A 16,826-nucleotide genomic window follows, 5' to 3' on the forward strand; every position below is an offset into this window, starting at 1 on the left:
AATATGCGACATAGGCAAAAATAAGTATCAAAAGTTTGTGGATTTAGGCTTTTTTCCTACCTTTGCGAAAATAATTTTTGAACTAAAAACTAATTGCAAGTATGGAAATGCAAGAACAAAAACCCTTTGTTATCGGTCTAGATTTAGGCGGAACAAATGCCGTATTTGGGATCGTTGATCAGCGTGGTCAGGTGCTAGCAACTAACTCTATCAAAACAGGTGCTTATAAAACTGTTGATGATTTTGTAGCTGCTGGTGTAGAAGCACTAAAGCCTATTGTAGCTAAAGTAGGTGGTATAGGACAGATTAAAGCTATGGGTATAGGTGCTCCTAATGGTAATTTCTACCGTGGAACAATAGAGTTTGCACCAAATTTGGCATGGGGTCATGATGGTGTGGTGCCTTTGGCAGAAATGTTTTCTAAAAAGTTGAACATTCCTGTGGGTTTAACAAATGATGCCAACGCTGCTGCTATTGGCGAAATGCAATATGGTGTGGCACGTGGCATGAAAAACTTTATCATGATAACGCTCGGCACTGGTGTTGGGTCTGGTATCGTTGTAGATGGTAAAATGGTATATGGCTCTGATGGTTTTGCTGGAGAACTAGGTCATGTAGTAATGGTTCGTGGTGAAGAAGGTCGTAGCTGTGGTTGTGGTCGTACAGGTTGTTTGGAGGCTTATTGTTCAGCAACAGGTGTAGCTCGTACAGCTCGTGAATTTTTAGAGAAATCGGATGAGCCATCACTTCTTCGTGATATGAAAGCAGAAGAGATTACCTCTCTTGATGTGTCAATCGCAGCAAGTAAGGGTGATAAACTAGCCCTTGAAGTATATGCTTTTACGGGTGATATGCTAGGACAAGCTTGTGCCGACTTTGCTACTTTCTCTTCTCCTGAAGCGTTCATATTCTTTGGTGGACTAACAAAGGCAGGCGACTTGATTATGAAGCCTATCATTGAGTCATACGAGAAGCATGCTTTGAAGATATTCAAGGGCAAACCTAAGTTCTTAATAAGCTCTTTAGATGATGCAGCAGCAGCAGTGCTTGGTGCCTCAGCTATTGGTTGGGAATTATAAAGAAAAACGACTTCGCTTTATGCGAAGCTAATTGTAATAAACGTTTAAAGCGAAAAGGCTTATGCTAGTATGACATTTCCTTTTCGCTTTTTTTATTTTGTGTTCTCGCTTTTTTATTTTATCTTTGCGTGATTTATTTTTATTGATAATTATGAAACTAGAAGACGATATTAAGAAAGCAATAGAAGTGATGCGACAAGGAGGAGTAATCCTCTATCCTACAGACACGGTTTGGGGAATAGGGTGCGATGCTACTAATCCAGAGGCTGTGGCAAAGGTATATAAGTTGAAACGTAGAGACGACTCTAAAGCTTTAATCTGCTTGGTCGATTCCGAAAATAGACTACAACGCTATGTGCGTAATGTGCCTGATGTGGCTTGGCAATTAATGGAGGCTGTTACTAAGCCTACAACGCTCATTCTCGATAATGCTGTAAATTTAGCCCCCAATTTGATAGCAGAAGATGGATCTATCGGAATGCGCATTACCAAAGAGCCTTTCTCACACGAGCTTTGTTTTCGCTTTCAAAAAGCCATTGTTAGCACATCAGCCAATATAAGTGGCGAGCAAGCAGCTCAGAACTATGGAGATATTTCACAAGAGATATTAGAGGGCGTAGATTATGTTTGTTTTGCGCGACGTCAGGAACACGAACCACATACACCTTCTAGTATCATTAAGTTGAGTGCTGATGGAACTGTGAATATCATTCGCAAATAAAATAAAAAATACCCACTCAAAATGGATATTACAGAAGATAATAGTACAGTAGCGCAAATAGGTATAATAGATCGTTTCGATAAATGGCGTTCAGAGTTTATTTCCGATCGTCAGTTCGTATATATTCTTGCCTTTTTAGTAGGTGTTTTGGCATCGGTGGCTGCCTATGTCTTACATACAATGATATGCGAAATAGAGGAGCTGCTTACCTCAGGCTTTAAGATGACCAATGTTAACTGGCTTTATCTACTTTATCCTGTTATTGGTATTTGGCTTACAACCTTGTTTATAAAGTATGTAGTTCGCGATAGTATTTCGCATGGTATTACCCGTGTACTATACGCTTTGGCAACTAACAAGTCGAAGATAAAAGGGCATAATACTTGGACTTCTATCGTGGCTTCAGCTATCACTATTGGCTTTGGTGGATCTGTTGGAGCAGAAGCTCCTATTGTGCTTACAGGTTCTGCCATAGGTAGTAATCTTGGAAAACTCTTTAAACTAGACGATAGGACATTGATGTTGCTCGTAGGCTGTGGTGGAGCAGCTGCAGTGTCGGCTATCTTTAAAGCTCCTATAGCAGGGCTTGTTTTCACACTTGAGATCTTAATGGTAGATCTTACGATGGCTTCACTGTTACCCATATTGATAGCAACAGTAACAGCTACTTGTTTTTCTTATCTATTTACGGGAGGAAGCTCCATGTACGCCTTTCATGTCGATTACGAATGGCAACTTCATCGTATTCCTGCAACAATTCTTTTAGGTATCTTCTGCGGCTTTCTTTCTCTTTATTTTATGCGTGTAATGACTTGGTGTGAAGATGGTTTTGGAAAACTTTCTAAATATCCTTATACCAAACTCCTTGTGGGTGCGCTTGTGCTGTCTTCGCTTATTTTCTTATTCCCATCACTTTATGGTGAGGGCTATGATAGTATGCGCGTATTTATTGAGGGAAAAACTGTAGAAGATTGGCAAAGCGTATTACGTGGATCTATGTTTGCGGGCAATGCTAAATATTTAGTTCTTTATGTGGGACTAGTAATGATAACCAAGGTGTTTGCTACTAGTGCTACTAATGGTTCTGGTGGATGTGGAGGTACTTTCGCACCTACTTTGTTTATAGGAGGTTTTGCTGGCTTCTTCTTCTCACGTGTGTGGAATATGCAAGAAGTTGGTCTTTACGTTCCCGAGAAGAACTTTACGCTTTATGGCATGGCTGCGCTTATGTCGGGTGTTATGCACGCTCCACTTACAGGTATTTTTCTAATTGCTGAGCTTACGGGTGGGTATCAGCTCTTTATTCCATTATTAATAGTAAGTATTAGCTCTTATTTGACGATTAATATTTTCGAGCATCATAGTATTTATGCTATGCGTTTAGCTCGACAAGGAAAATTGCTTACGCATCATACCGACCGCTCTGTACTTACACTTATGACAATGGATAAGATGCTTGATAGAAGATATACGCCTGTTTCTCCTGATATGGAGATGGGAAAACTTATACATGTAATTAGTGGAAGTCTAACAAGTTATATCCCAGTTTTAGACGATAGTGGCGTTTTATTAGGCGAAATAGATATTGTAAAAATCCGTCATATCATGTTTCGTACCGAACTTTATCATCGCTTCACGGTAAGCCAACTAATGAGCCCGCCACTAGCAACTCTTGGCGTCAATGATCCGATGGAAGAAGTTATGAAGGTGTTTGAAAAGACTGGTGCTATTACCTTACCTGTTATTGATGTGAATAATGTTTTAGTGGGATATATATCGCGTGTTAAAATGTTTGATAACTATCGTAAACTAGTAGCCGATTATAGTACAGAATAATTAAGGTAACAAGCTATTTTACAGTAATTATCCTAATTTTATTTTTGATGAGAAAAGAAGATCTTCGCATAGTTTTTATGGGTACTCCAGAGTTTGCTGTGGAGTCATTGAAAGCGTTAGTAGAAAATAATTATAATGTTGTGGCTGTGATAACACAACCCGATAAGCCTGTAGGCAGACATCAAGAGCAGTTGCAAGCTCCCCCAGTAAAGCAATACGCACTAGCGCACAACCTTCCTGTGTTGCAACCAGAGAAGATGAAAAATCCTGAATTTCATGCTGCACTAGCTGCATATAAAGCCGATTTACAAGTTGTAGTGGCTTTTCGTATGCTGCCAAAAGTAGTTTGGGATATGCCACGCTTTGGTACTTTCAATGTGCATGCTGCGCTTTTGCCACAATATCGTGGTGCAGCACCTATTAATTGGGCTATTATTAATGGTGAGACAAAGACAGGTGTAACCACTTTCTTCCTTGATAAAGATATTGATACTGGTAAGATAATTCTTCAGCACGAGTTTCCTATTCCTGATGATGCTGATGTAGAGTATGTATACGATGGTCTGATGTGTCTTGGAGCTGATTTGGCAATGAAGACTATAGATCTTATTTGCGAAACAATTCCTGATTCTGATACTGATTTTAAAACAGTATTGGATAAAATCAGTATTGAGCAAAACGAAGCAGAGGCTACTACACAAGCTCCGAAGATATTTAAAGAAACGTGTGAAATAAACTGGAACCAGCCTGCTAAGAAGGTATATGACTTTGTACGTGGTTTGAGTCCATATCCAGGTACATGGACGAAGATGCAGTTGATAGATACCACTGCAGCCCAGCCCAAACAGCCAATGATTATGAAAGTGTTTCGCACGCATAAAACAGAGATTAAAGCAACAAGAGTGCCAGGGTCTTTGGTTGTAGAGAAAAGTCATCTTTATGTAAATACTGCTGATTTCATGTTAGAACTGCTTGATGTGCAAATTTCGGGTAAGAAACGAATGGAAGTAAAAGCTTTTTTGAATGGTTTTCAAGCTATCTCTAGCTACCAGTTAGGATAGGAAAATATTTATTGGCAACCTTAAAAACGAGATTAAAAATGAGACAAATAATCAATCATTTTACAGACGATGATTTGTATAAGTTATCAATGTGTTGCGCAGTAATTGACAATTATCCGCGTGCACACGTTTGTTATCAATTCGTAGATCGTGATGATACTATCTACCCTTATGGCTTTGCCGAGGAAGTAAAGCACCAGATAGAACTATTAGAGAATGTTATCATTACTGAAGAAGAGATTAATTTCATGCGCCGCAAGTGTTCTTACTTACCAGAATGGTTTTTTACTTACTTGCGTGGTTTCCGCTTTCATCGTGAGTGGGTGAAAGTTTGGCAAAATGAGGAAGGGCATCTTCACTTAGAAATAGAGGGACTTTGGGCAGATACTATTTTGCTTGAAGTAAAAATTTTAGCTATTATTTCAGAGCTTTTCTATATGTTTAATGGGCAAGCTGATGAACTAGATTATCAAGAACTATATGATAAGACTTACCATAAAGCAGAGCGTTTGCTAGAGTCGGGTTGCGTGTTCTCCGACTTTGGTACAAGGCGCAGAGCTAGTTTGATAGCTGAAGATGCTGCTATTAGGGCTATCACGGATTGTGCAAATAGCAAGCAGTGGGAAGGTCGCTTTGTTGGCACTAGTAATGTATATTTGGCAATGAAGTATGATATTACTCCTGTAGGCACTATGGCGCATGAGTTTATCTGTGCTATTGGGGGAATGTTTGGTCCACAAATGGCTAACCATATTGCTATGGAGGCTTGGCGACATACTTTCCGAGGTGCGCTAGGAACCTATTTATACGACTCTTTTGGTTGGGATATCTTCTCCTACAACTTTTCAGAGAACTTTGCTCATATGTTTAAAGGACTTAGAGTAGACTCTGGTGATAATTATGAGCAGCTAGATAAAATTTGTAATAAGTATAAATCTTTAGGTATTGACCCAGCGACAAAGCAGGTTATATTCTCAAATGCACTAGATACTGATCGCGCAATAGAATTAAATAAAGTGGCAAAAAATAGAGTTATTCCTTCCTTTGGTATAGGAACACACTTGACAAATGACTTTGAAGGTGTAACACCTAGAAATATTGTTATTAAGTTGGTAGCTGTAAAAATTACAGAGTCATGGCCCTATTATAATGACACATGTAAGATCTCAGAGGATAAAGGTAAGCACACTGGTAAAGCTGAAGTTATAGAACGCTTTATGAAGCTTATTCATTACGAAGAATAAAGGTTGAAATAGTAAGGGAAAATTTTAGAACGCTTTTGGTAATTTTTTAAAATCTAATAACGATTATGATAAATAATAAAAATAAGAGAGGAAATTATTTTCCCCTCCTAATGCAGTATTGATATTATAAACTAAAAGTATCTTCATAGCTTTTTGCCAACCCGCCAGTGCTTGTTTCCTTATAGAGTGAAGGAATATCATGGCCTGTTTGTTTCATAACTTGAATAACGCTATCGTAAGAAACACGGTGTAAGCCATCGCTGAAGGTGGCATATAACTGAGCATCTAAAGCACGACAAGCCGCAAAGGCATTACGCTCAATACAAGGAATTTGTACAAGTCCGCAAACAGGATCGCAAGTCATTCCTAAGTGATGTTCTAATCCCATTTCTGCAGCATACTCTATTTGTGCAGGACTTCCACCAAACAATTGGCATGAAGCAGCCGAAGCCATGGCACAAGCTACACCCACTTCGCCCTGACACCCTACTTCTGCCCCAGATATAGAAGCATTAGCTTTTGCTACATTGCCAAATAATCCTGCTGTAGCTAGCGCGTGTAAAACTTTAGTTTCTGTAAAATTATGTCCATTTGACAAATGATAAAGGACAGCAGGAAGCACACCAGAGGCACCACAAGTAGGGGCTGTAACAATGGTTCCACCGCTGGCATTTTCTTCACTAACAGCTAAAGCGTATGCGTAAACCAATCCCCTACCCTGCAATGATGCTTTGTAAGAACGAGCTTTAACATAGTAAGTAGATGCTTTACGAGCAAGGTTTAAAGGTCCTGGTAGTGCTCCTTCGGTATCTAAACCACGCTCTACAGATGCTCTCATAGCATACCAGACTTCACGGAGATAATCCCAAAAGTCCTCATCTTCGCATTGAGCAACATATTCCCAATAGCCTTTTCCTGTCGATTCGCACCATTGCTGAATTTCGTTAATAGTGCTTAGCTTATAGACAGGCTTAACTTTGAACATATCCTTGTCGCCTTTTCCCTCTGACAAGGCTCCCCCTCCAACGCTATATACTGTCCATTCGTCGGTTATTTTATTTCGCTCGTTATACGCTCTGAACACTAATCCATTAGGATGATAAGGTAAAAAGGTCTTTGGAAGCCATTTTACCTCAACAGGTGCAACCGCTTTTAAAGGTTCAATAACAGCTGTATCTGTCATATGCCCTTTACCAGTAGCAGCCAAACTCCCATAGAGTGTAACTTCGAAGTGATGAGCATCGGTATGCTTCTCGCTAAAGATCTTAGCCGCACATCTTGGTCCCATAGTATGACTACTTGATGGACCTATGCCAATTCTAAAAATTTCTCTTAATGAATCCACTTTTATTTATTTTCTAATTTTTTCTAAAATACTACTACGCAAAATTACAAAAATATATTATTCCGTTGTGGTTTTTAAGCTAATAATTCGTTTTGCTACTGTTTGAGATTTAACGGAAAGATTTCCCTTTAGGTATTTTTCCATAATAAGTGCTGCAATGGGTGCTGCTACATCTGATCCCCAGCCTCCATGTTCTATATATACTGAAATAGCTACTTTAGGATTCGTCATTGGTGCAAAACCTATAAAAACCGAGTGATCTTTACCAGCATTTTCAGCGGTACCTGTCTTCCCACAAATAGTAAATAGTGGTGTGTTAATAGCTGATGCAGTGCCTTTTGTAACACATTTTCTCATACCATTAATCACTACATTGTAGGAAATTGGTGAAACCATTGTTTGATGTTGCTTTAAGAAACGTGATGATAAAGGGTTCCAATCACAGTCTTTATGGATATGAGGAGTATAGAAAAATCCTCTATTAGCTATGGAAGCAGCAAGATTGGCAAGTTGTAAAGGAGTTACGGTAATATCGCCTTGTCCCATTCCTGCCCACATAATCGTTTTAGCATCCCATCCGTTTTTATATCTACGGTTAAGATAGCTAACATTAGCAAGTAATCCTCCTTTTTCGTTAGCAATGTCAGTACCTAATGGACTACCCAGCCCCATACTACGCATGTATTCATTCCATGCAGTAATGGCGATTTCTTTGGAAGCATACCTCTTATTATTAAGCATACCTATGTATGATTTTAGAAACCATGTATTACATGATATAGCAATGGCATCTTCCATTGCAAGCGGAGAATAATGTTTGTGGCATCCCACCTTAATATTTCCATCTCTAAAGCCATTGGTGCATCCTACCCGAGTATTGGCTGTAGCAATGCCTTCTGACAAGAAAGTTAGTGCGTTTGCTGGCTTAATAACAGAGCCTGGAGGATATGCTGTAGCAACAGCCAATGTTTCATTACTACCTAATGGAGAATTGGTTACCATACATATAATTTCTCCATTTGCTGGATTAATAGCAACAATACTTCCTGTCTTGTTTTTCATTAATTCTGTGCCAAGTTCCTGCAATGAAGGGTGAAGGGTGGTAGGTGCTTCTAGGATAAACTCTTGTGCGTTGGTAGAGGTTGAAGAGAAAGAAAGTCCTAAGGCTATAACGAAAAGTTTTAAAGAAGTTGTCCACTTTTTTATAATGTTCATCTAAATAATAATCTTTGTATGAAAGTTTGCATTTAATTTTCTTTTTGCCCTAAATAACGCAACAAATGTACAAATAATAAATGGGCTTCCCTTTTATCTTCTATCTAAATAATATTAATTTATCGAATACTTATTTTTTCTTTGATAAGTTGGATAAAAACGTATCAAAAGCTCTCTCATAGCAAAAGAGAGAGACAATTCCTTTGTGTAAAGAATACTCTCTCTCTCTTTTCTATTTATCTTGGCAAAGTCTTATCTATTTAATAATTCCTTCCGCTTTAAATATCTCAGCTAATGCTTGAACACCGCGTTCTACTTGCTCTTCAGTGTGTGTTGCCATTAGGGCAAAACGTACGAGCGTATCTTTTGGAGCACAAGCTGGCGGAATTACTGGATTGATAAAAACACCAGCTTCGTATGCCTTTTTAGTTACGATGAAAGTCTTGTGAATATCGCGTACATATAGCGGAATAATAGGACTCTCTGTATCTCCTATCTCGAATCCTTCCTCGCGAAAACGCTTTAGTGCGTAGTTGGTTACTTTCCAAAGATGTTCTAAACGCTCTGGCTCACTTTGCAAAATGTGCAATGCTTCTAGTGCTGATGCAGTAGCAGCAGGAGTATTACTTGCCGAGAAGATATATGTACGGCAGTTGTGGCGTAAGAAGTTAATGGTATCTTTATCTGCAGCTATGAACCCTCCGATAGAAGCCAAACTCTTAGAGAATGTGCCCATAATAAGATCGACCTCTTCGGTTAAGCCAAAGTGATCGCATACACCACGACCTTGGCTACCAAATACTCCCAAACCATGTGCCTCGTCTACCATTACAGAGCAATTATACTTCTTTTTTAGCTCTATGATCTTTGGAAGATTAGCAACATCACCTTCCATAGAGAAAACACCATCTACAACGATAAGCTTAACAGCTTCGTCTGGAAGCTTTTGTAGGATGCGTTCAAGATCGTCCATATCGTTGTGCTTATAGCGTAGCTGAGTTGCAAAACTCAAACGGCGACCATCAACGATACTAGCGTGGTCGCGATCATCAGAAATGATATAATCACCACGACCAACGACAACAGCCAGCACACCAGCATTTACAGAAAAGCCAGTTGAGAATACCAATGTTTCGTCTTTATGAACAAAAGATGCTAATTCTTTTTCTAGTTGAACATGCAAGTCTAATGTGCCATTCAAGAAACGACTACCCGCACAGCCCGAACCGTACTTTAACATAGCTTTGCATCCAGCTTCAATAACTCGAGGATCGTTTGGTAAGCCTGTATAAGCGTTTGAACCAAACATCAAAATATTTTTTCCATCGATATCTGTTACCTCTGTGCCTTGCTTACTTGTTATTTCACGAAAATAAGGATAAAGTCCTGCTTTCATGTATTCTTGAGGCTGGGTGTAACTTTTAAATCTTTCTTGTAATTGTCCCATTATGTACTTTATAATATGTAGCACTTTCGCCACATAGACATATACTTCACTTTAATTTTAGGTTGCAAAGATACTAAATTAGTATGAATATAGATGCCTAAATGCCAAGAAAAGTGGAATTTAATGATTTTTTTGACAGCTATAAATAAACATATAGAGTGCTTTTTGTACATTTGTATCATATAATTTATATCTACTTTTTTCAAAATGAAGAAAAAAATCATTTTTATTATCAATCCTATATCAGGTACTGTTAGCAAAGCCAAAATACCATCCTATGTTAAAGCGGGTATTGACACAAAAAAGTTTGATTATCAATTTGTTAATACAGAATATGCTGGACATGCCTCGCTTATTGCTAAGCAGGCAACAGAAGAAAAGGTAGACATAGTAGTAGCAGTGGGAGGCGATGGTACTATCAACGAAGTGGGTCGATCGCTTATTAACACAAAAACAGCTATGGCAATAATACCATGCGGTTCGGGTAATGGATTAGCTCGCCATCTTTGCTTACCTATGAATGTAAAGAAATGTATCGACATTATTAATCAATGTGATATAAAGAGTCTCGACTATGGTGTTATTAATAATCATCCTTTCTTTTGTACTTGTGGTATGGGGTTTGACGCTTTTATTTCTATGCAGTTTGCCAAAGCTGGTAAGAGAGGTGCATTGACATATGTACAGAAAGTATTGGAAGTGGGCTTATCCTATAAACCTGAAGTGTATGAAATAGAAACCAATGGCGCAACTTTGAAGCACAAGGCTTTTTTGATTTCAGCAGCAAATGCTTCACAATATGGTAATAATGCCTATATTGCTCCACAAGCGACTATGAGTGATGGACTTCTTGATATTACGCTCATTGAGCCATTTGGTATTGTTGATGCTGCAAAAGTTGCTATAGAAATGTTTAACAAAACTTTGGACAAGAACGATAAAGTAAAAACATTTAAGTGTAGTCATGTACATATCCATAGACAGAAACCTGGGGTAATCCATTTTGATGGCGACCCTATTGAGTCTAGTCAAGATGTAGATATAAGCATTGTGCCTAAAGGTATTCGCGTTGTGATGAACCCAACTTTCAATATTGAAGATATGAAGCCTAATGTTGCTCAAACAGCTTTATCAGAGGTTTTTTCTAGCTTCGGACATTTGCGTCAAGGGGTTAATAATAAGGGGAAAAGAATGCAAAGCCTCTATTATTCCCTATTAGATAAGTTGAAAATATAAATAAAATGGGATTTTCATTTAAGCAATTTCACATAGAACAAGAACATAGTGCTATGAAAGTAGGCACAGACGGTGTACTGCTAGGAGCGTGGGCTAAAGGAGGATTGAACATACTTGATATTGGCACAGGCACTGGGCTTATAGCTTTGATGATGGCACAACGATTTCCCAACTCCAAAGTTGTAGGTATAGATATTGATGAAAATGCTATTAAAGACGCATTATATAATGTAAGGAATTCTTCGTTTATAGAAAGAGTTAGCATAGAGCAAATAACTTTGCAAACTTATGGTAAAAAGCATGCTAATGAATTTGATGCTGTTGTTTGTAACCCACCCTATTTTATCAATTCACTAAAAACGCTATCTGAAAGTAGAACCATAGCTCGTCATACCGACTCTCTGTCGTATGCAGAGCTAGTGCGTTATGCTAAAGAAATTCTAAAAGATAAAGGTATCTTCTCGGTTATTATTCCAGCAGAGAATGTTTCTATTCTTAAGGCAGAAGCCATATTTAGTGGTTTTCAAGTGAATAGCATCGTTAATATTTTCACTAAACCTAGTGCAAAAAAGGCGAAAAGGAGTTTGCTCTGTTTTCAGAAAACAAGGGATAAGGTTGCTATTAATGAGCAATCGGTTATTCTCAATGAGGCAGATGGTAAGCGGACAACATGGTATCAAGAACTTACGGCTAACTTCTATATAAAATAAGCACGATATAAAGATCTCTAAAAAATAGCCCTAATCGTTTTTATTTTGTACCTTTGCACACTAAAATTCGGATAAAAACTCTATGAAACAAAATAGTTCTATTCAAATGTTTACCGATTACGAAGGCGACTTGCCAGAACTTGATGTAAAGGTAGATGGCGAAGTACCCATCTTTATAACACGTAATTTGGTAATGTTTCCAGGTATTCTTTCGCCTATTCTTGTGGGGAGGAAGCCAACACTAAAGTTAGTAAAATATTTAGAGCAACACCCTGACACTATCTTTGCTGTATTTTGTCAGAAAGATCCAAATATAAACGATCCAAAACAACAAGATTTATACGAAACAGGTATTTATGCTCGTTTTGTACGTGCTTTTGATATGCCTGCAAACTTTGAAAAAGGCACACGTACGGCTATCCTTCAAGGTTTGGGTAGATGTAAACTTACTAATGTAAGTACTACAAAACCATTTGTAAAAGGCTTTACTGAAGCTAGTCCAGAAAATATTACAATAAGCGAAGAAGAAGAGATAGTATTCAAGACTGCTGTAAAGGATCTAAAGAATGTGGCTAAGGAGTATATTCGTGGTAACGAAGAAATACCAGACGACTCTGCTTTTGCATTAGACAATATTAGCAATCCTATTGCAGCAATCAATTATATTTCAACCAATCTTCCAATCTCAACACCTGAGAAGATGAAGCTTCTTGAGGAAACCACTCTTCGTGATCGTTTGTTTGGCTTAATGAGGATATTAAATCGTGAAATCCAATATCAGCATCTACAACAAGACATTCGATTGAAAACAAGAGAGGATCTTGATGAACAACAGCGTGAATACTTTTTGCATCAGCAAATAAAGAATATCAAGGAAGAGCTAGGAGCTGGTGAAGGTTCGCCAGAAAAGAAAGAATTGATCGAGAGAGCTAGTAAGAAGAAATGGTCGGAGCAAATTGCAAAAACTTTTACTAAGGAGCTTGACAAATTAGATACTCTCAACCCACAAAGTCCAGATTATAGCGTTCAGATTAATTACCTACAAACAATGGTTTCGCTCCCATGGGATGAGGTAACAGAAGACGATCTTGACTTAAAACGTGCAAAGCGCATCTTAGATAAGGATCACTATGGCATGGATAAGGTAAAGGAACGTATATTGGAATATATTGCTGTGTTACGTTTGCGTGGTAATTTAAAGTCGCCTATACTTTGTCTTTATGGACCACCAGGAGTTGGTAAAACAAGTCTTGGCAAGAGCGTAGCCGATGCGCTGAAACGTAAGTATGTACGTGTTTCCCTTGGTGGTGTACATGATGAATCGGAAATTCGTGGTCATCGTAAGACCTATATAGGTGCAATGCCTGGTCGTATTATAAAGAGTTTGCAAAAGGCAGGAGCGTCAAATCCTGTTTTTATACTAGATGAAATAGACAAGGTTACTCAAAATACATTAAACGGTGATCCTTCTTCTGCCTTGCTTGAGGTGCTTGATCCTGAACAAAACAATGCTTTTCATGATAATTATCTCGACTTAGACTATGATCTTTCAAAAGTGTTGTTTATTGCAACAGCAAACGATCTGAACACTATTCCTCAACCATTGCTCGATCGTATGGAAATTATTAATGTATCGGGCTATATCACAGAGGAAAAGATAGAAATAGCAAAACGCCATTTAATACCTAAAGAACTTGAAAATACAGGTCTTAACACATTAGATGTTCAGCCAAAATTTGCAAAGGCAGCACTTGAGAAAATAATTGAAAGTTATACACGTGAGAGTGGGGTTCGTCAGCTAGAAAAGCAGATAAATAAAGCACTTCGTAAGATAGCTTACAAGCAAGCACTTGATGATGTAATGCTCTATAACAAGATTACTCCAGCTAATATAGAGGACTTGATTGGTAAGCCACCTTTCTCACGCGATATTTATCAAGGTAATGAGTATGCTGGCGTAGTAACAGGTTTGGCATGGACAAGTGTTGGTGGTGAGATTTTGTTTGTCGAAACATCATTATCAAAAGGAAAGCCTGGTAAGTTAACTATCACAGGTAATCTTGGTGATGTTATGAAAGAATCAGCAATCATAGCATTAGAATATGTAAAGGCACATATTAATAAATTGGGGGTTGACTATCGAGTGCTTGAACAATGGAATATTCATATCCATGTTCCAGAGGGTGCAACCCCTAAAGACGGCCCTTCTGCTGGCATAACCATTGCTACTAGTATTGCCTCTGCCCTTACCCAGCGCAAGGTACGTAAGAATACTGCAATGACTGGAGAGATAACCCTTCGTGGCAAGGTTCTACCTGTGGGAGGTATCAAAGAGAAAATCTTAGCTGCTAAACGTGCTGGTATTACTGATATAGTAATGTGTTCTTTGAACCAAAAAGATATAGAGGAAATACAAGAGGTTTACCGTAAGGGACTTACTTTCCACTATGTTGAAAATGTACAACAAGTGTGGGACTTTGCACTTAGTGATGAGAAGGTAGATAGTCCTATAGACTTTACTATCGAAGAAGAAGAAAAAGAAAAGAAATAAATGAAATTTGAACTTCAACATACAGACACTGCCAGTAATGCTAGAGCTGGTATCATTACTACTGACCATGGACAGATAAAAACTCCTATCTTTATGCCTGTGGGTACGGTAGGGTCGGTAAAAGGTGTTCATTTCGAAGAGTTAAGAAAGCAGGTAAAAGCTCAAATTATTTTGGGTAATACCTATCATCTTTATCTCCGACCAGGACTTGATATATTGAAATCTGCTGGAGGTTTACATAAATTTAATGGTTGGGAGCGTCCTATTCTTACCGACTCGGGTGGCTTTCAAGTATTTTCTTTAACAGGTATTCGTAAACTATCGGAGGAGGGTTGTGAGTTTAGAAGTCATATAGATGGCTCTAAGCACTTCTTCACTCCAGAGGGTGTGATGGATACCGAGCGCATTATCGGAGCAGATATTATAATGGCTTTCGATGAATGTCCTCCGGGAAAAAGTTCGTATGAGTATGCAAAAAATAGTCTCGGACTAACCCAGCGTTGGTTAGATCGTTGTATTAAACGCTTAGATGAAACAGCTCCACTTTATGGATATAGTCAGAGTCTTTTTCCTATAGTACAAGGTTGTACTTATAAGGATTTACGTCAAGAAGCAGCAAAATTTGTTGCCGATAAAGGGGCTGATGGTAATGCTATTGGTGGATTAGCCGTAGGTGAACCTACGGAGGTGATGTATGAAATGATAGAAGTGGTAAACGAAATTCTCCCTAAAGACAAGCCTCGCTACTTGATGGGAGTGGGAACACCACAGAATATCTTAGAAGCTATTGAGCGTGGTGTAGATATGTTCGATTGCGTTATGCCAACACGTAATGGGCGTAATGCTATGCTATTTACATATAACGGTACAATGAACATGCGCAATAAGAAATGGGAAGCCGATTTCTCCCCTGTCGATCCAGATGGTTGTGATATTGATGTGATAACAACAAAGGCTTATCTACACCATCTATTTAAGGCTGGTGAACTATTAGCTATGCAGATAGCTAGTATTCACAATCTTGCCTTTTATTTGCGCCTTGTAACAGATGCACGACAGCATATTGAGGCAGGTGATTTTGTTCAATGGAAAACATCTATCATAGAACAGTTAGGACGAAGAATTTAGTGGTCGTATTCTTGAGATTATGCAACAGATTAAGAAGATTATAAGTATCATTAAAAGCTTTCTACAAGGACTGAAGAAAAAGGTTTTCAACAAGCTTCCTTTTTTACGGAAAGTATGGGAAGTAGCGAAGCATTTGCTCCCTTCCAATTGGATAGGAACACTTGATTGGTACATTATTAAGAAGTTTATAGGTACCTATATCTTTGCGATTCTATTGATCATCTCTATTGCTATTGTGTTCGACTTTAATGAAAATCTTTCAAAGTTCACGCAATATCACGCGCCATGGCGTGCGATAATCTTCGATTACTACGCTAATTTTATTCCTTATTATTCTAATTTGTTTTCGCCTTTATTTGTATTTATTGCGGTAATATTCTTTACCTCAAAGCTTGCAGGTAATTCGGAAGTAATAGCAATGTTAGCTGCTGGTGTATCGTTTAAGCGATTAATGCGCCCTTACATGATTTCATGTATTCTCATTTCTGTTCTTACTTTCTATCTGAATAGCTTTGTTATTCCTCATGGAACAGTGATAAGACAAAATTTTGAGTCGCTGTATCGTAATAACAAAAAAAATACTTCAGCTGAAAATGTTCAGTTACAAGTGGCAAAGAATACAGTAGCGTATATTCAGCACTATGATGATCATTACAAACGTGGGTATGGGTTCTCTTTAGTAAAGTTTGAGAATAAGAAGATCGTAAGCCACATGACAGCTATGGAAATACAATATGATACGGTAGCAGATACTAAGTATCATTGGAAAGTAAGCAATTACAAGATCCGTATACTACGTGGCTTAAAAGAGCATATTACAACTGGTACTGAGAAAGATACCATGCTTTTAATGGAGCCAACCGATTTAGTTTATTCAAAAGGGCAACAAGAAACATTTACCTCGCCTGAACTACTTAACTATATCTCTAAGCAAACAAGCAGAGGAGCAAGCAATGTAGTACAATATGAGATAGAGTTCCATAAACGAATAGCCATGTCGTTCTCTGCTTTCATTCTTACTATTATAGGCTTGTCATTATCTGCAAGAAAGCGTAAAGGTGGAATGGGATTATACTTAGGTATCGGTTTAGGATTGAGTTTTGGCTATATCTTGTTGCAAACAGTGTCGGCAACGTTTGCTATACAAGCTAATACTCCACCAATATTAGCTGCATGGATACCTAACGTAATTTTTGCCTTTATAGCATATTATTGCTATAGATATGCACCTAGCTAATGCTAGAAAAAGAAAT

At 38.2% G+C, this 16,826-nt stretch carries 13 protein-coding genes; 10 read left to right on the forward strand and 3 right to left on the reverse strand.

Annotated features, from left to right (window positions below; all coding sequences use genetic code 11):
- Positions 1 to 101 precede the first annotated feature (101 nt).
- The 5 genes from PREBIDRAFT_RS02925 to pncB all read left to right on the forward strand — a co-directional run bounded on the left by PREBIDRAFT_RS02925 (position 102) and on the right by pncB (position 5,941).
- Positions 102 to 1,079: an ROK family protein gene (locus PREBIDRAFT_RS02925; RefSeq protein ID WP_004338405.1), complete on the forward strand. Its 978-nt coding sequence runs from the start codon at positions 102 to 104 to the stop codon at positions 1,077 to 1,079.
- Between the two features lie 151 nt (positions 1,080 to 1,230).
- Entirely contained in the window at positions 1,231 to 1,800 is a 570-nt protein-coding gene (locus PREBIDRAFT_RS02930) for an L-threonylcarbamoyladenylate synthase (protein WP_004338407.1), read from the forward strand.
- Between the two features lie 21 nt (positions 1,801 to 1,821).
- A complete protein-coding gene (locus PREBIDRAFT_RS02935) occupies positions 1,822 to 3,636 on the forward strand; it encodes a chloride channel protein (protein ID WP_004338408.1) in 1,815 nt (604 codons plus the stop codon).
- A 47-nt stretch (positions 3,637 to 3,683) separates the two neighbouring features.
- Positions 3,684 to 4,697, forward strand: a complete 1,014-nt coding sequence (gene fmt / locus PREBIDRAFT_RS02940) for a methionyl-tRNA formyltransferase (RefSeq protein ID WP_004338410.1) — start codon at positions 3,684 to 3,686, stop codon at positions 4,695 to 4,697.
- 38 nt (positions 4,698 to 4,735) lie between these two features.
- Positions 4,736 to 5,941 (forward strand): nicotinate phosphoribosyltransferase, encoded by a 1,206-nt coding sequence (pncB, locus tag PREBIDRAFT_RS02945; RefSeq protein WP_004339146.1) that lies wholly within the window; start codon positions 4,736 to 4,738, stop codon positions 5,939 to 5,941.
- A gap of 124 nt (positions 5,942 to 6,065) precedes the next feature.
- On the opposite strand, the gene PREBIDRAFT_RS02950 is transcribed toward pncB, so the two are convergent.
- From PREBIDRAFT_RS02950 to spt, 3 genes are all read right to left on the reverse strand, one after another.
- Entirely contained in the window at positions 6,066 to 7,286 is a 1,221-nt protein-coding gene (locus PREBIDRAFT_RS02950; protein ID WP_004338414.1) for an L-serine ammonia-lyase, read from the reverse strand.
- A 57-nt stretch (positions 7,287 to 7,343) separates the two neighbouring features.
- The gene (locus PREBIDRAFT_RS02955) at positions 7,344 to 8,501 is read right to left on the reverse strand and encodes a penicillin-binding transpeptidase domain-containing protein (RefSeq protein WP_004338416.1); all 1,158 of its coding nucleotides are present in this window, start codon (positions 8,499 to 8,501) and stop codon (positions 7,344 to 7,346) included.
- 256 nt (positions 8,502 to 8,757) lie between these two features.
- Positions 8,758 to 9,948 carry a serine palmitoyltransferase gene (spt, locus tag PREBIDRAFT_RS02960; RefSeq protein WP_004338417.1) on the reverse strand — a complete coding sequence of 397 codons (1,191 nt, stop codon included), beginning with the start codon at positions 9,946 to 9,948 and terminating at the stop codon, positions 8,758 to 8,760.
- A 207-nt stretch (positions 9,949 to 10,155) separates the two neighbouring features.
- On the opposite strand from spt, the gene PREBIDRAFT_RS02965 reads away from it, so the two are divergent.
- The 5 genes from PREBIDRAFT_RS02965 (at position 10,156) to PREBIDRAFT_RS02985 (ending at position 16,810) form a co-directional block, all read left to right on the forward strand.
- Complete coding sequence (locus tag PREBIDRAFT_RS02965; RefSeq protein ID WP_004338419.1) at positions 10,156 to 11,184, forward strand: diacylglycerol/lipid kinase family protein; 1,029 nt, start codon at positions 10,156 to 10,158, stop codon at positions 11,182 to 11,184.
- 5 nt (positions 11,185 to 11,189) lie between these two features.
- Positions 11,190 to 11,894, forward strand: coding sequence for a tRNA1(Val) (adenine(37)-N6)-methyltransferase (locus PREBIDRAFT_RS02970; RefSeq protein ID WP_004338422.1), 705 nt, complete (start codon positions 11,190 to 11,192; stop codon positions 11,892 to 11,894).
- An 82-nt stretch (positions 11,895 to 11,976) separates the two neighbouring features.
- A complete protein-coding gene (lon, locus tag PREBIDRAFT_RS02975; protein ID WP_004338424.1) occupies positions 11,977 to 14,445 on the forward strand; it encodes an endopeptidase La in 2,469 nt (822 codons plus the stop codon).
- Positions 14,446 to 15,573 carry a tRNA guanosine(34) transglycosylase Tgt gene (gene tgt, locus PREBIDRAFT_RS02980; protein WP_004338426.1) on the forward strand — a complete coding sequence of 376 codons (1,128 nt, stop codon included), beginning with the start codon at positions 14,446 to 14,448 and terminating at the stop codon, positions 15,571 to 15,573. It abuts the gene before it with no gap.
- A gap of 19 nt (positions 15,574 to 15,592) precedes the next feature.
- On the forward strand, positions 15,593 to 16,810 hold the full coding sequence (locus tag PREBIDRAFT_RS02985) for an LptF/LptG family permease (RefSeq protein ID WP_004338428.1): 1,218 nt from the start codon (positions 15,593 to 15,595) through the stop codon (positions 16,808 to 16,810).
- The last annotated feature ends 16 nt before the right edge of the window (positions 16,811 to 16,826 follow it).

Origin of the sequence: Prevotella bivia DSM 20514 (assembly GCF_000262545.1) — a bacterium.
Lineage (GTDB): Bacteria > Bacteroidota > Bacteroidia > Bacteroidales > Bacteroidaceae > Prevotella > Prevotella bivia.

Excerpts from the sequence above, each read along its gene's own strand:
- PREBIDRAFT_RS02925 (WP_004338405.1), top strand. The coding sequence starts at position 102 with ATGGAAATGCAAGAACAAAAACCCTTTGTTATCGGTCTAGATTTAGGC.
- PREBIDRAFT_RS02930 (WP_004338407.1), top strand. The coding sequence starts at position 1,231 with ATGAAACTAGAAGACGATATTAAGAAAGCAATAGAAGTGATGCGACAA.
- PREBIDRAFT_RS02935 (WP_004338408.1), top strand. The coding sequence starts at position 1,822 with ATGGATATTACAGAAGATAATAGTACAGTAGCGCAAATAGGTATAATA.
- fmt (WP_004338410.1), top strand. The coding sequence starts at position 3,684 with ATGAGAAAAGAAGATCTTCGCATAGTTTTTATGGGTACTCCAGAGTTT.
- pncB (WP_004339146.1), top strand. The coding sequence starts at position 4,736 with ATGAGACAAATAATCAATCATTTTACAGACGATGATTTGTATAAGTTA.
- PREBIDRAFT_RS02955 (WP_004338416.1), bottom strand. The coding sequence starts at position 8,501 with ATGAACATTATAAAAAAGTGGACAACTTCTTTAAAACTTTTCGTTATA.
- spt (WP_004338417.1), bottom strand. The coding sequence starts at position 9,948 with ATGGGACAATTACAAGAAAGATTTAAAAGTTACACCCAGCCTCAAGAA.
- PREBIDRAFT_RS02965 (WP_004338419.1), top strand. The coding sequence starts at position 10,156 with ATGAAGAAAAAAATCATTTTTATTATCAATCCTATATCAGGTACTGTT.
- PREBIDRAFT_RS02970 (WP_004338422.1), top strand. The coding sequence starts at position 11,190 with ATGGGATTTTCATTTAAGCAATTTCACATAGAACAAGAACATAGTGCT.
- lon (WP_004338424.1), top strand. The coding sequence starts at position 11,977 with ATGAAACAAAATAGTTCTATTCAAATGTTTACCGATTACGAAGGCGAC.
- tgt (WP_004338426.1), top strand. The coding sequence starts at position 14,446 with ATGAAATTTGAACTTCAACATACAGACACTGCCAGTAATGCTAGAGCT.
- PREBIDRAFT_RS02985 (WP_004338428.1), top strand. The coding sequence starts at position 15,593 with ATGCAACAGATTAAGAAGATTATAAGTATCATTAAAAGCTTTCTACAA.